Source organism: Streptomyces pactum (assembly GCF_016031615.1).
In the GTDB taxonomy this organism is placed as follows: Bacteria; Actinomycetota; Actinomycetes; order Streptomycetales; family Streptomycetaceae; genus Streptomyces; species Streptomyces pactus.
The window spans coordinates 6,278,771-6,292,171 of sequence record NZ_JACYXC010000001.1 but is presented as its reverse complement, the minus strand read 5'-3'; the positions used below and the strand labels follow the sequence as shown (position 1 = coordinate 6,292,171).

11 protein-coding genes and 1 pseudogene are annotated in these 13,401 nt (G+C 74.6%); 4 read left to right on the top strand and 8 right to left on the bottom strand.

What is annotated here, in order from left to right; genetic code table 11:
* Positions 1-617: 617 nt before the first annotated feature.
* The 7 genes from IHE55_RS24835 to IHE55_RS24805 all read right to left on the bottom strand — a co-directional run bounded on the left by IHE55_RS24835 (position 618) and on the right by IHE55_RS24805 (position 7,699).
* A complete protein-coding gene (locus tag IHE55_RS24835; RefSeq protein WP_197991057.1) occupies positions 618-1,421 on the bottom strand; it encodes an ABC transporter ATP-binding protein in 804 nt (267 codons plus the stop codon).
* Positions 1,414-2,349 carry an ABC transporter permease gene (locus tag IHE55_RS24830; protein WP_197991056.1) on the bottom strand — a complete coding sequence of 312 codons (936 nt, stop codon included), beginning with the start codon at positions 2,347-2,349 and terminating at the stop codon, positions 1,414-1,416. Before IHE55_RS24830 ends, IHE55_RS24835 begins: the two co-directional genes overlap by 8 nt.
* Positions 2,350-2,427: 78 nt before the next feature.
* A complete protein-coding gene (locus IHE55_RS24825) occupies positions 2,428-3,282 on the bottom strand; it encodes a glycosyltransferase family 2 protein (RefSeq protein WP_232266794.1) in 855 nt (284 codons plus the stop codon).
* A gap of 38 nt (positions 3,283-3,320) precedes the next feature.
* Positions 3,321-4,112 (bottom strand): CDP-alcohol phosphatidyltransferase family protein, encoded by a 792-nt coding sequence (locus IHE55_RS24820; RefSeq protein WP_197991055.1) that lies wholly within the window; start codon positions 4,110-4,112, stop codon positions 3,321-3,323.
* Positions 4,078-5,151: an iron-containing alcohol dehydrogenase family protein gene (locus tag IHE55_RS24815; protein WP_197991054.1), complete on the bottom strand. Its 1,074-nt coding sequence runs from the start codon at positions 5,149-5,151 to the stop codon at positions 4,078-4,080. The genes IHE55_RS24820 and IHE55_RS24815 overlap by 35 nt, the downstream gene beginning before the upstream one ends.
* Complete coding sequence (locus IHE55_RS24810) at positions 5,139-5,891, bottom strand: phosphocholine cytidylyltransferase family protein (protein ID WP_197991053.1); 753 nt, start codon at positions 5,889-5,891, stop codon at positions 5,139-5,141. The genes IHE55_RS24815 and IHE55_RS24810 overlap by 13 nt, the downstream gene beginning before the upstream one ends.
* A complete protein-coding gene (locus IHE55_RS24805) occupies positions 5,888-7,699 on the bottom strand; it encodes a DUF5941 domain-containing protein (protein ID WP_197992232.1) in 1,812 nt (603 codons plus the stop codon). Before IHE55_RS24805 ends, IHE55_RS24810 begins: the two co-directional genes overlap by 4 nt.
* A 257-nt stretch (positions 7,700-7,956) precedes the next feature.
* On the opposite strand from IHE55_RS24805, the gene galE reads away from it, so the two are divergent.
* Positions 7,957-8,943 (top strand): UDP-glucose 4-epimerase GalE, encoded by a 987-nt coding sequence (gene galE / locus IHE55_RS24800; RefSeq protein ID WP_197991052.1) that lies wholly within the window; start codon positions 7,957-7,959, stop codon positions 8,941-8,943.
* 826 nt (positions 8,944-9,769) lie between these two features.
* Positions 9,770-10,384, top strand: coding sequence for an isopentenyl-diphosphate Delta-isomerase (idi, locus tag IHE55_RS24795; protein ID WP_197991051.1), 615 nt, complete (start codon positions 9,770-9,772; stop codon positions 10,382-10,384).
* Between the two features lie 211 nt (positions 10,385-10,595).
* Here the strand turns inward: idi and IHE55_RS24790 are convergent.
* Positions 10,596-11,078: pseudogene (locus IHE55_RS24790) on the bottom strand (ATP-binding protein); the annotation flags it as partial.
* 243 nt (positions 11,079-11,321) lie between these two features.
* Here IHE55_RS24790 and IHE55_RS24785 point away from each other — a divergent pair.
* Together IHE55_RS24785 and IHE55_RS24780 are read left to right on the top strand one after the other, a co-directional pair.
* Entirely contained in the window at positions 11,322-12,143 is an 822-nt protein-coding gene (locus IHE55_RS24785) for an enoyl-CoA hydratase/isomerase family protein (protein WP_232265687.1), read from the top strand.
* Positions 12,144-12,515: 372 nt separating this feature from the next.
* On the top strand, positions 12,516-13,379 hold the full coding sequence (locus IHE55_RS24780) for an SCO6745 family protein (protein ID WP_197991049.1): 864 nt from the start codon (positions 12,516-12,518) through the stop codon (positions 13,377-13,379).
* Positions 13,380-13,401 lie beyond the last annotated feature (22 nt).

Sequence of the window (13,401 nt, the reverse complement as noted above, 5' to 3'; positions counted from 1 at the left end):
ATCCGGAAGAAGCCGGTTACGTCTCAATTATCAGACGACCCCACCCGCGACAGTCAAGGCTTTGACGAAATGCTTCTCACCCAGCGGGCATTTGCTCCGCGGAGCCCGCGGAATTCACGCGTTGACCTTGTCAACGCCGTTCTATTCCTCTTGCACGCTGTTTTTTTCGATTGGCTTGATCGCCACGCTTGACACGTACCGGCCACGGCACGCGCGGCCGGCCCCGCGCCACCGCGGAGGCGCGAGGAGCGCGGCGGAACGGCACCGGGCGGGCGGCCGGCGTGGACGGCGGCCCCGCACCCAAGGCGGCGGGCGCGCCGCGCGGCACGGCGACATCAGGGACGCGGACCGCGAGGCGCCGGGAGTGTCGGGGCGGTGGGAAGGCGGCGAGGGCCGCGCGGCACCGGAGGGGGAAAAGGCGGAGAGGCGGGCCGCGAGACACCGGCGCCTTCGGGGCCGGCGACGGCCGGGCGACGGACCGGCGGCACGGCCGGCCGGCGGACCGACGGGACGGCCGAGCGGTGGAGGGAACGATTCAGGCCCCGCCGATCGCCGGCGGGGCCTGGGGTGCGGACGGCCCGGGCGGGCCGTGCGCGGGGTGCGCGGAGGCGGCGGGGCTACCTGCCGGTCTCCCGCTCGTACGCCTTGATCACCTCGTCGGTGGGGCCGTCCATCAGCAGCTCGCCCTTCTCCAGCCACAGCACGCGGTCACAGGTGTCCCGGATGGACTTGTTGTTGTGGCTGACCAGGAAGACGGTGCCGGCCTCCTTGCGCAGCTCCCGGATGCGGGCCTCGGAGCGCTTCTGGAACTTCCGGTCACCGGTCGCCAGGGCTTCGTCGATCATCAGCACATCGTGGTCCTTGGCCGCCGCGATGGAGAACCGCAGCCGCGCCGCCATGCCCGAGGAGTAGGTCCGCATCGGCAGCGAGATGAAGTCACCCTTCTCGTTGATGCCCGAGAAGTCCACGATGTCCTGGTATCGCTCGCGGATCTGCTCACGGGTCATCCCCATGGCGAGCCCGCCCAGCATGACGTTCCGCTCACCGGTGAGGTCGTTCATCAGCGCCGCGTTCACGCCCAGCAGCGACGGCTGCCCGTCGGTGTAGACCTTGCCGCGCGCCGTCGGCAGCAGCCCGGCCACCGCCTTGAGCAGCGTGGACTTGCCCGAGCCGTTGGAGCCGATGAGGCCGATCGACTCGCCCCGGTAGGCCACGAAGGTGACGCCCCGCACCGCGTGCACCTCCCGCATGCCCGGTGCGGTCTTCCGGCGGAGCATGCGGTTGAGCGCCGCGGTGGCGCTGCCCTTCCCGCGGGACCCGCCGTTGACCTTGTAGATGATGTGCACGTCATCGGCGATGACGGTGGGGATGCGGGCCCCGTCCGCGGCCCTCTCCCGGTGCTGCTCGGTGCGCTCAGCCACGGCCGTACTCCTCTTCCGCCTTCCAGAAGTAGATGAAGCCGCCGATGCCGGCGAGCAGCGCCCAGCCGAGGGCGAGCATCCACACGTGCGAGGGCAGGTTCGCCGACGAGTAGTCGTCCATCAGCGCGAAGCGCATCAGGTCTATGTAGACCGACGCCGGGTTGGCCAGCAGCACGTCGTCCAGCCACCCCGGGGCGTCGTGCCGGGCCAGCATCTCCCGGATGCTGTACATCACGCCCGAGGCGTAGAGCCAGGTCCGGGTGATGAACGGCATCAGCTGGGCCAGGTCGGGCGTCTTGCTGCCCAGCCGTGCCATGACCATCGACAGGCCGGTGTTGAAGACGAACTGCAGCGCCAGGGTGGGGATGATCAGCAGCCAGGCGAGGTCCGGGTAGTGCCCGAAGCCCACCAGCACCATGACCAGCACGATCATCGAGAACAGCAGCTGCTGGAGCTGCTGGAGCGAGAAGGAGACGGGCAGCGCCGCCCGGGGGAAGTGCAGGGCCCGCACCAGGCCCAGGTTCCCGGAGATGGCGCGCACCCCGGCGAGCACCGAGCTCTGGGTGAAGGTGAACACGAACACCCCGGTCACCAGGAACGGGATGTACTCGTCGTTCTCCATGCCGCCCCGGCCGCCCATGAGCATGCCGAAGATGAGGAAGTAGACCAGCGCGTTCAGCAGCGGGGTCGCCACCTGCCACAGCTGACCCAGCTTCGCCTGGCTGTACTGGGCGGTCAGCTTCGCCTGCGAGAAGGCGAGGATGAAGTGGCGCCGGCCCCACAGCTGCCGGACGTACTCGCCCAGCCCCACCCGGGCCCCGCTGACCTCCAGCCCGTACTTGCGCGCCAGCTCAGCAGGGGTCAGACCGTCGTCCGGCGAGGGCGGGGCACTCATGACGACCGCACTGTCGTGCGTAGTCTCGCTCACAGTTGACACTTTCGTCCTCAGGATGCGCTGCCGGGGGCCGTCCCCGGGTCGCGCCCGATGCTTATCGACCCGAGCTTGTCAGATGACGGGAGGCCGGCCCAGTCGGGTCAGGCGCCATACCGTACGCCACTTCATCGGACGGCGGGGACCGCACGGGGTCTTCCAGCCTTCGCGGAACCCGCCGAACCAGGCGCGCAGCGCCGGCCCGGACGGTTTGCGGGCCAGGGTGAGCAGCATCCACACCCCCAGGTAGACCGGGACCAGGACGGCCGGAAGGTTGCGACGGGCCAGCCAGACCCGGTTCCGGGCGACCATGCGGTGGTAGACCGCGTGCCGGCTGGGGGCGGTGGCCGGGTGGTGCAGCACCATGTCCGACCGGTAGTCGATCATCCAGCCGGCGTCCAGCGCCCGCCAGGCGAGGTCGGTCTCCTCGTGGGCGTAGAAGAAGTCGTCCGGCAGGCCGCCCACCTGCTGGAAGACGGCGGTGCGCACCGCGTTCGCGCCGCCGAGGAAGGTGGTGACGCGGGAGGACCGCATCGGGTCGGAGGCGCGCAGCCGGGGCACGTGGCGGCGCTGGGTGGTGCCGGTCTCCGGGTCGGCGATCCGGAAGGTGATGATCCCCAGCCGCGGGTCGGCGGCGAACGCCTCCCGGCACAGCCGGGCGGTGTCGGTCCGCGGCAGCAGCCCGTCGTCGTCGAGGAAGAGCAGGACGTCCACGTCGCGGCCGCCCGGCCCGAACGCCTCGATGCCGACGTTCCGGCCGGCCGGGATGCCGACGTTCTCCGGCAGCTCCACGGTCCGGACGGTCAGGCCCGGGACGTCGAACGCCGGCAGCGGCGAGCCGTTGCCGACCACCACCACCTCGATGGGGGCGCCCTCCTGCCGGGCGACCGACTCCAGCAGTGCGCGCACCTCGTCGGGGCGGTTGCCCATGGTGAGGACGACCGCGCCGACCTTGATCGTCTCCGGGATCACTTCAGCCTGCTCGACGCGAGGATGGACACCAGGTGCAGAAGGGTCTGGAGCATGGCGATGCACGCCATGACGACCACTCCGAGCCGGGTGAAGAACAGATCGCCGCGGACCGTGTCGACGATCGCGACGAGGAGGATGAACAGCGACGCCTCGATGCCGAGGATCAGCCGGTGGAACTTGAGGGCCGCCGCGGCCCGGCGGGCGAGGGCCACGCCGGAGGAGCGCGGTTCGGACGCCGCCTCCTGGACCGGCGGGAGACCGCCCTGGTGCCGGGCGACGCCGACGAGGTCGGTCTCCGCCTTGATCAGGATGGCGCCGAGCGCGGCGAGGGTACCGAGGAAGGCCCACAGCCAGTCGATGCGGCCCGAGCCCCACAGGTCGGCGGCGCGCAGGCCGAAGCCGACGAGGACCGCGGCGTCGCACAGGTAGGCGCCGACCCGGTCCAGGTACACGCCGCCGAGCGAGTACTGCTTCTTCCACCGGGCGAGCTCGCCGTCGACACAGTCGAGCAGCAGGTAGAGCTGGACCGCCAGCACGCCGAGCACCGCGCCCGGGATCCCCGGCACCAGGAGCGCCGGGGCGGCGAGGACGCCCGCGACCGTCATCAGGTAGGTCACCTGGTTGGGCGTGATGCGGGTGTTCACCAGGTGCCGGTCGACGCGCAGCGAGATCTCGCGCATGTAGAGCCGGCCGGCCCAGTGCTCACCGCTCCGCCGGTCCTTCACCCCCGGGGGGTGGACGACCGGGCGGAGTTCAGCCACTGATGGCTTGACTGACTGCTTTGGCATAGTCGGCGTACGCGTCCCTGATCTGGTCGGTGGACAGGTCCAGGTGTTCGAGGATCGTGTAGCGCCCCGGACGGGTCTGCGGGGCGAACTCCACCACCCGGACGAACTCGTCCACGGTGAAGCCGATCTCCTCGGGCAGCACGGGCAGCCCGTGCCGGTGCAGCACCTCGGCCATGAGCGCCGAGTCCTCGTGGGCCCCGCGCAGGTGCATCGCGAAGGCGGCCCCCAGTCCGCACTGCTCGCCGTGGCTGGCGGCGCGCTTGGGGAACAGCAGGTCGAAGGCGTGGTTGATCTCGTGGCAGGCGCCGGACGCCGGGCGGCTGTCACCGGCGACCGACATCGAGATGCCGGTGAGTACCAGGCCCTCGGCGAGCACGGTGAGGAAGCCGTCGTCGCCGACGCCCCCGGGGTGCCGCAGCACCGCCTCGCCGGCCTGGCGGGCGATCGCCGCGGCCAGGCCGTCGATCTGCTCGCCCGTCTCGCGGTGCGCCAGCTCCCAGTCCGCGACCGCGGAGATGTTGGACAGCGCGTCGCCGATGCCGGAGCGGACGAAGCGGACCGGGGCCTCGCGGATCACGTCCAGGTCGATGACGACGGCGATCGGGTTGGGCACGCCGTAGGAGCCGCGGCCCGCGTCGTTGTCCAGGGTGGCGACCGGCGAGCACAGCCCGTCGTGGGAGAGGTTGGTGGCGACCGCGACCAGCGGCAGGCCGATCCGGGCGGCGGCGAACTTGGCGCAGTCGATGATCTTGCCGCCGCCGAGTCCGACCACCGCGTCGTAGTGGCCGGACTTCATGGCGTCGGCGAGCTTGATCGCGTCGTCCAGGGTGCCGCCGCCGACCTCGTACCAGGAGGCGCCGGGCAGCGCCGGGGCGAGCCGCTCGCGCAGCACCGCCCCGGAGCCGCCGCTGATCGCCACCGCCAGCTTCCCCGAGGCGGAGATGCGCTGGTCGGCCAGCACCCCCGCCAGGTCATCCAGGGCCCCGGCACGGATGTCGACGACAACCGGCGAGGGGATGAGTCGGGTCAGTACCGGCACGCGATCTCACGGCCCTTCGCCAGATCGTCGTGGTTGTCGATCTCCACCCAGCTGACCTCGCCGATCGGCGCCACGTCGACGGTGAAGCCGCGGTTGACCAGCTCCTGGTACCCGTCCTCGTAGTAGAGGTCGGGGTCGCGCTCGAAGGTGGCCTTCAGCGCGTCGGCCAGGTCGGCGGCGGCCTCGCCCTCGATCAGGGTGACGCCGATGTACTCGCCGGTGGCCTCGGCCGGGTCCATCAGCTTGGTGATGCGCCGCACGCCCTTGCCGGGCTCGGTGACGACCTTCATCTCCTCGTCGGCGAGCTGCTTGGCGGTGTCCAGGGCGAGGATGATCTTCTTGCCCTCGCCGCGGGCGTCCAGCAGCGTCCGCTCCACCGAGACCGGGTGCACGGTGTCGCCGTTGGCCAGGATCACGCCGTGCCGCAGCACGTCACGGGCGCACCACAGGGAGTAGGCGTTGTTCCACTCCTCGGCCTTGTCGTTGTCGATCAGGGTGAGCTTCAGGCCGTACTTGGCCTCCAGGGCGGCCTTGCGCTCGTACACCGCTTCCTTGCGGTAGCCGACCACGATCGCGACCTCGGTCAGACCGACCTCCGCGAAGTTGCCCAGGGTGAGGTCGAGGACGGTGAGGCTGTCCTCCCGGCCCTCGGGCCCGACCGGCACCAGGGCCTTGGGGAGGGTGTCGGTGTAGGGACGCAGACGCCGTCCGGCGCCGGCGGCCAGCACGAGGCCGATCATGCGGGTTCTCCTGTTCCGTCGTGTACTGCGGGTGCTCCGGAGGACACCCAGAAGCGGATGCTCTCGATGAGCACCGCCAGCGCCAGGACCCCCGCGAGGGCCGTCAGCGCGATGGTGAAGCCTTGGTCGTGCCAGAGCGCGGCGGCGGCCGTGACGGCCAGCGTCCGTCCCTCGTGCCCGCCGGTGAGCCTCACCAGCAGGCGCGGCGGCGCGCCGGTGCCACCGCGGATGCGGTACACCGTGTCGTAGTGATGGTAGGCGACCGCTGCCACCAGCCCGAAAGCCGCCGGCAAGGCGCCGTTCACCTCCGAGCGGGCCGCGAGGACCAGCACGGTGGTGTACTCCGCGGCCCGGAACAGCGGCGGCACCAGCCAGTCCAGCGGGCCCTTCAGCGGGCGGGCCACGGCCGCGCCCGAGGTGAGCGCGTAGCCGAGGGCGGCGACGACCGGCCAGACGCCGCCGAACGGGGCGATGGCCGCGACCGTGACGACGGCCGGCGCGCCGAGCAGCGTCAGGACCGGGGCGGCGAGGCCGGGCAGCCGGCGGACCGCCCCGCGCAGCGCGGCGGCGCAGCCCTCGGCGAGCGGTCCGGTGTCGGCGAGGTCGGCCAGCGCGCCGGCCGCCCGGTCGGTGCGGTGCGCCTTGCGGGTGACCGAGCGCAGCACCCGCCCGGCGGTGGTGTAGCAGGCGGCGAACGCGCAGCCGACGAGCAGCACGACCAGGGTGATCCGGGGCGTGGTGATGGCCGTGAGCACCGCTATCAGCGCCCAGCGCTCCCCGATCGGCAGCACGATCATGCGCCGGGCCCAGACGGTCCAGCCCACGCTGTCCAGGCGGTCCGACAGGGCCGCGGTGGGACTGGTGTTGCCGGTGGCGTCGTGGTTGGCCTCGTTGAACGAGAAGTCGACCACGTGGCGGCAGGTCTGGAGCACCATGGCGCCCAGCGCGAGCGCCCAGACGTCGTCGCCGGAGGCGTTGGCGGCACCGAGGGCCAGGCCCGCGTAGAACGCGTACTCCTTGGCCCGGTCGAAGGTGGCGTCCAGCCAGGCCCCGAGGGTGGAGTAGCGCAGCGCGTAGCGGGCGAGCTGGCCGTCGGTGCAGTCGAGCACGAACGAGGCGATCAGCAGCACCCCGGCCGCGACGAACCCGGGCCGGGTGCCGGTGGCCGCGCAGCCGGCCGCGATCAGCGCGGTGAGCAGCGAGGCGGTGGTGACCTGGTTCGGGGTCAGGCCGCGGCGGGCGCACCAGCGGGCCAGGTAACGCGAGTAGGGGCTGACGCAGAAGGTGGTGAAGAACCCGTCCCGGGACTTCACCGCGGACCGCAGCCGGACCTCCTCCTCGTCGACGGCGGCGACCGCGGCGCGGGCGGCGGCCCGCTCCTCGGGGGCGTCGGGCACGGCGGCCACCAGGGCGCCCAGCTCCGGCCGGTGGACGGGGACGCCGGCGCCGAGCAGATCGGCGGCGAGCGCGTCCGGCAGCGGGCCGGCGGGCCGCTCGGCCGGCGCTCGGCCGGCCCGCGCGGCCAGCGCCCGGGCCAGCTCCTCGCGGGCCTCCGGGGCGGCGGTCAGCGCGCCGTCCACGGCGGCGGCGGGGAAGCGGGGGTCGGTCAGTGCCAGGCGCAGCGCGTGGCGGTGGCCCAGGAACCGGGTGTCCACCACGGCGACGCGCTCACCGGCCGGGACGGCGGTGAGCTGGGCCGCGGCGGCGGCGGCGTCGGCGGCCGGGCGCACCGCGAAGCCCAGGGCGGCCAGGTCCTCCGTCAGGGACGAGCCGACGACCGGCGGACCGGTGAGAATGGCGGTCGACAGACGAACTCACTCCTTGGCTTCCGGCATGGACGGCCTGACCCGTCCGGGCCCCGGGGCAGCGGGCGGCGCGCGCTCCGCGCTCCGCCGGGGGCGGGCGGCACGTCGGCAGAGGCTATCGGATGCGTGGAAGCGCCCGTTCACCGCACATTCACCGCACGATCGGGTGATCGATGGTTGCGTCTGCCGCGATCATCATGGTGGATCGCGCCGCCGGACGACAAACGCCCCCGGGCACGGTGCTGGATAGGGTGCCTGTCATGACGTGGCTGATCACTGGTGGTGCCGGATATATCGGGGCGCATGTCGTGCGGGCCATGGCGGAGGCCGGGCTGCGGGTGGCGGTGCTCGACGACCTGTCCTCCGGCGCGGCGCGGCGGCTGCCGGAGGGCGTGCCGCTGGTGACCGGTTCCACACTCGACCGGGAGCTGCTGGACCGCACCCTCGCCGAGCTGTCGGTGGAGGGGGTGGTGCACCTGGCCGCGCGCAAGCAGGTCGGCGAGTCGGTGCAGCGGCCGCTGCACTACTACCGGGAGAACGTGCACGGGCTGACGGTGCTGCTGGAGGCGGTCACCGCGGCCGGCGTCGGCAGCTTCCTGTTCTCCTCCTCCGCCGCCGTCTACGGCACCCCGGACGTGGACCTGGTGACCGAGGACCTGCCGTGCGCCCCGGTGAACCCCTACGGGGAGACCAAGCTGGCCGGGGAGTGGCTGGTGCGGGCGGTGGGCGCGGCGCACGGCGTGACCACCGCCTGCCTGCGCTACTTCAACGTGGCCGGGGCGGCCCGTCCGGAGCTGGCGGACACCGGGGTGTCCAACGTGGTGCCGATGATGTTCGAGCGGGTGACCCGCGGCGAGCCGCCGCTGATCTTCGGCGACGACTACCCGACCCCGGACGGCACCTGTGTCCGGGACTACGTCCACGTGGCCGACCTGGCCTCGGCGCACGTGGCGGTGGCCCGGCGGCTGGCGGAGCGGCGCGGCGCGGGCGACCTGACGCTGAACATCGGCACCGGCCGGGGCGTGTCGGTACGCGAGATGGCCGGCCTGGTGCTGGAGGTCACCGGCCGCACCGGGCTGGAGCCCCGGGTGGAGCCGCGCCGGCCCGGCGACCCGGCGCGGGTGGTGGGCTCCGCCGCGCTGATCGGTGAGGAGCTGGGCTGGACCGCCCGGTACGGGGTGCGGGAGATGGTGGAGTCGGCGTGGGACGGCTGGTGCCTGCACCGGCCGGAGGCGCGGCGCGGCTGACCCGCGGGACCCGGCCCGCGGCGCGGCGGAGCCGGCGGTCGGGTCGGGCAGGCGGGCGGGACGCACCTGGCCGGCGGACCGGGCCGGCGGCGCGGTGGGTCCGGTCCACGGGGTGCGACGGGCCGGCCTCCGGGGTTCGGTCGCGGGCACGACGGGGCCGGCTCGCGGGGCGGGGTCGCAGACGTGGCCCGGCCGGAGGTCCGCGCGGCCGGTCTGCGGGGCCCGGCGGCCGGTGGGCCCCGACCGGTGGGGCCCCGGCAGGCGGGCGGGTCGGGCAGGCGGGTCCGACCCGGGGCGCGGCAGCCGAAGACGTCGACGGACACCCCCACGGGTGCCGGGCGCTCCCGGACCGGCGGTCGGGCGCCACGGCCCGGCGGCCCGCGGCCGGGAACACCCGGCGACTACCGGGCCCGGTCGGCCCCATCGCGGACGGGCCGGCGACCCGGCATACGTGCCCGGGGAACGGTCCGGCCGGGTGTGCCGGGCCGGGGCCGGGGACTTCCGGCGTACGTGCCCGGGGGAACGGCCCGGCCGGGGCGCGCCGGGCCGGGGCCGGGCGGGCCGGGGACGCAACGCGGACCCCGTCCGTACCTCCTGGCGGTCCGCCGCACCGGGCCGGCGGGGCTCCGCCGGACGCGCCGCGCCCCGCGGGGTGGCCCCGGCGGGCCGGGCGCAGGCCCCGGCGGCCGGCGCCGCGCGGTCCGGCCGTGACCGGGCGGGCACCCGGTCACCCGGGTGCCGCCGGGTCCGTGACGCGCCGTCGTTCCATGGTCGCGGGACGGAATGTAGGCGAGACTTGAAGGCCCGACCGACAACGAGGATGGTCATGCCGATCACACCTGCCGATGGCCGCACCGCCGATCCCACCGCCGTGGCCGCCGCGCCGAACGGGCGCACCGAACCGATCATGCTGGAGCTGGTCGACGAGGACGGCAACACGATCGGCACCGCGGAGAAGCTCTCCGCCCACCGGGCGCCGGGCCGGCTGCACCGGGCCTTCTCGGTCTTCCTCTTCGACTCCGCCGGGCGGCTGCTGCTCCAGCGCCGGGCGCTGGGCAAGTACCACTCCCCCGGCGTGTGGTCCAACACCTGCTGCGGCCACCCCTACCCGGGCGAGCCGCCGTTCGCCGCGGCGGCCCGGCGGACCGGGGAGGAGCTGGGGCTCGGCCCGGTGCTGCTGCGGGAGGCCGGCCGGGTCCGGTACAACCACCCCGACCCGGCGTCGGGCCTGGTGGAGCAGGAGTACAACCACCTCTTCGCCGGGCTGGTGGAGGCCGTGCCGCGGCCGGACCCGGAGGAGATCGCCCAGACCGCGTTCGTCACCCCGGCGGAGCTGGACGCGCTGCTCGGGACGGCTCCGTTCTCGGCCTGGTTCCCCACCGTGCTGGACGCCGCCCGGCCGGTGATCCGGGAGATCACCGGGGCCGCCGCGGGTTGGTGACCGGCGGCACCGGGGCGGCGGGCGGCACCGGCCCGGCGGGCGCGGGACCGGCCGGCGGACGCGCCGCTGCCGGACCGGCCGGCCACACCGGGGCGCCCGGCCGCACCGGGGCCCCGTGCTCCGCGGGCCCGGCGGTCGCGAACGGCGGGACGGGCCCGGCCGGCGGCGCGGGGGCGGGCGCCGGTACGGATCCGGCCGCCGGCTCGGCGCCGGGCGGCGGCGCGGCGGGCAGCGGCAGCGCGGCCCAGACCGCCTTGCCGCCGCTCGGGATGTGGTCCACGTCGTAGGTGCCCCCGGCCTCCTCGGCGAGCGCCTGGACCAGGAGCAGGCCCCGCCCGCCGGTGCGCCCGGGGTCGGCCTGGAGTGCCTTGGGCCGGTACGGATGGTCGTCCTCCACGGCCAGCCGCACCCATCCCCCGCCGACCCGGACCTCCACGGTGATCTGCGGGGAGAGCAGCGCGGCGTGCCGTACCGCGTTGGTGACCAGTTCCGAGACGATCAGCAGCAGGCTCTGCGCCTGCTCCTCGGTGACCGGCACCCGCCGCTGCGCCAGCAGCTCCCGCACCGCGTGCCGGGCCCGGGGCACGGAGGAGTCCAGTGCGGGGGCGGTGAAGCGCCACACCCCTTCGCAGACGGGTGGCGTGGGGGGCGCCGTCCGTCCGTGGTCCGGCGGGGTGTTCCCCAGCATCTCCATGTCCGATAACCGCCCATCGCCGCTCGACACTGACGACGAGTGTTGAGAATCACAGAGGGATCTCCCGGCCACTGAACATAAGTCAGCAACTATCGATGACTTCTGACTTCTTTCGACTGCCGTGGGCGGAACGGCCGGCCGGACTCGACAGCCTTCTTCCGGTTCGCCGCGCCCGGCCGCCCGGCCGGTCCGTACCCGGCCGGGGCCCGGGGCGTCCGCCGGTCCCCGGTACCATCCCGCCGTATGGAGCTCATGAAGCCCGCGTCCGGCGCTCCGGCCGCTCCGGAGCCGGCGGTGGCACCGGGCCTGGAGCACCGGGTCGGCGGCGGCGTCGCCACCGTCGTCATCCGCAACCCGGCCAGGCGGAACGCCATGACCCCCGGCATGTGGCGCGAGCTGCCGGCCCTGCTGGCCGGCTGGGCGGCCGACCCGGCGGTGCGGGTGCTGGTGCTCACCGGCGCCGGGGACACCTTCTGCGCGGGCGCCGACATCGCCTCCCTCGCCGACCCGGACACCGGCCCGGACACCGGTCCCAAGGATCTCGCGGTCGCCGCCGAGGAGGCACTGGCCGCCTTCCCCAAGCCCACCCTGGCCGCCGTACGGGGCTCCTGTGTGGGCGGTGGCTGCCAGCTGGCCGCCGCCTGCGACCTGCGGTTCGCCGAGGAGGGCAGCCGGTTCGGGGTCACCCCGGCCCGGCTCGGTGTGGTCTACCCGCCCTCCGCCACCCGGCGCCTGACCGCGCTGGTCGGTCCGGCGACCGCCAAGTACCTGCTGTTTTCGGCCGAGTTGATCGACGCCGACCGGGCGCTGCGCACCGGGCTGATCGACGAGGTGGTGCCCGCGGGCGGTCTGGAGAAGCGGGTGGCGGAGTTCACCGCGGTCCTCACCTCCCGCTCCGCCCTCACCCAGGCCGCCGCCAAGGAGTTCACGGCCGGCCCCGCCGCGCCCGGCCGGGTCGCCCACTGGGAGGCGCAGGGGCGGGCCGCCGGCGAGGAGGCCGAAGGGGTGGCCGCCTACCTGGAGCGCCGGCCGCCCCGGTTCCCCTGGACGCCGCCGGCCCGCTGATCACCGGGCCCCGGCGCCCCGCCGTGCCAACCCGGCGCCGGGTGCGCCGGGATGCGTACCGTCCCGCCGCCCGCCACGGGGCCCACGGCGGCCGGAGGTCCGGCCCCCGCGGCACACGTCCGCACGCGGCCGTACCGCCCACCGAACCCACCGGGCCACAGCCGCACCGCCCGCCGGCCCGCACCGCACCGCGCTCCCGCCGCCGCGGCACCGGGCCCGCCCGGCACCGGCCCACCGGCCCCGTCCGGCACCCCACCCGCCGCACCCCGCGGGCGTCCGGCCCGGGGCACCGCGTCCACCACGCATACTCAGCGGTCGCTCAGCTCCGGGAAACCCTCCCGGGCCCGGCCGCCCGGCGGTAGCGTGCCCGTCATGACGACACTGCCCGCACATGCCGCGCGGCGCTGCCAGCGCGTTCTCAACCCGCTCCACTCGGCCATCTACTTCACCGGCGACTACCGGGAGGAGGTGGCGAAGTTCGGGGTGACGGACTGGATGGCCGCCTACCTGGCCAACCGCGCGTCGGCCCTGGGACGGGTGGGGCCGGGCACGGTGACCGCCGTGTTCCACAACTTCAAGCACGAGGTCGTGGCCCGTCACCTGCCCGGGCTGTGGTCGTCGATCACCCCGGAGGAGGCGCTGGAAGCCCGGTTGCGGGCCGCCGACTCGATGCTGCGGCGGATACTCGGCGACGAGGTGGTCGGCTCCCCCGAGATGGCCGAGGCGGCCGGGCTGGCGCTGCGGGCGACCGAGGCGTGTGTCCGGGAGGCCCGGCCGCTGTACTCGGCGCACGCCGACCTGCCGGTGCCGGACGCCCCGCACCTGGCGCTGTGGCACGCCGCCACCCTGCTGCGCGAGCACCGCGGCGACGTCCACACGGTCACCCTGGTGCACGCCGGGCTGGACCCGGTGGAGTCGCTGGTCAGTCACACCGCCGGCGGGAGGGGGATGTCCCCGGAGTGGGTGCTGCGGACCCGCGGCTGGTCCCCCGAGGAGTGGTCGGCGGCCGAGGACCGGTTGCGCGGGCGCGGACTGCTGGACGCCGCCGGCGAGCTGACCGAGGCCGGCCGTGAGCTGCGGGAGTCCCTGGAGGACGCCACCGACCGGCTCGACGCGGCCCCCTTCGAGCACCTGGGGGCGGCCGGGGTGGCCCGGCTCACCGAACTGGCCGGGGCGTTCGCGGCGCGGGCCGCCGAGGCGGGCGCGTTCCCGGCGAACCTCATCGGCAAGCGCTGACCCCGCCGGCCCCGGCCGTCCC

Coding starts and splice junctions, on each gene's coding strand:
- IHE55_RS24820 (WP_197991055.1), bottom strand. CDS start 4,112: ATGCCAAAGCAGTCAGTCAAGCCATCAGTGGCTGAACTCCGCCCGGTC.
- galE (WP_197991052.1), top strand. CDS start 7,957: ATGACGTGGCTGATCACTGGTGGTGCCGGATATATCGGGGCGCATGTC.
- IHE55_RS24785 (WP_232265687.1), top strand. CDS start 11,322: ATGGAGCTCATGAAGCCCGCGTCCGGCGCTCCGGCCGCTCCGGAGCCG.
- idi (WP_197991051.1), top strand. CDS start 9,770: ATGCCGATCACACCTGCCGATGGCCGCACCGCCGATCCCACCGCCGTG.
- IHE55_RS24780 (WP_197991049.1), top strand. CDS start 12,516: ATGACGACACTGCCCGCACATGCCGCGCGGCGCTGCCAGCGCGTTCTC.
- IHE55_RS24810 (WP_197991053.1), bottom strand. CDS start 5,891: ATGATCGGCCTCGTGCTGGCCGCCGGCGCCGGACGGCGTCTGCGTCCC.
- IHE55_RS24825 (WP_232266794.1), bottom strand. CDS start 3,282: ATGGGCAACCGCCCCGACGAGGTGCGCGCACTGCTGGAGTCGGTCGCC.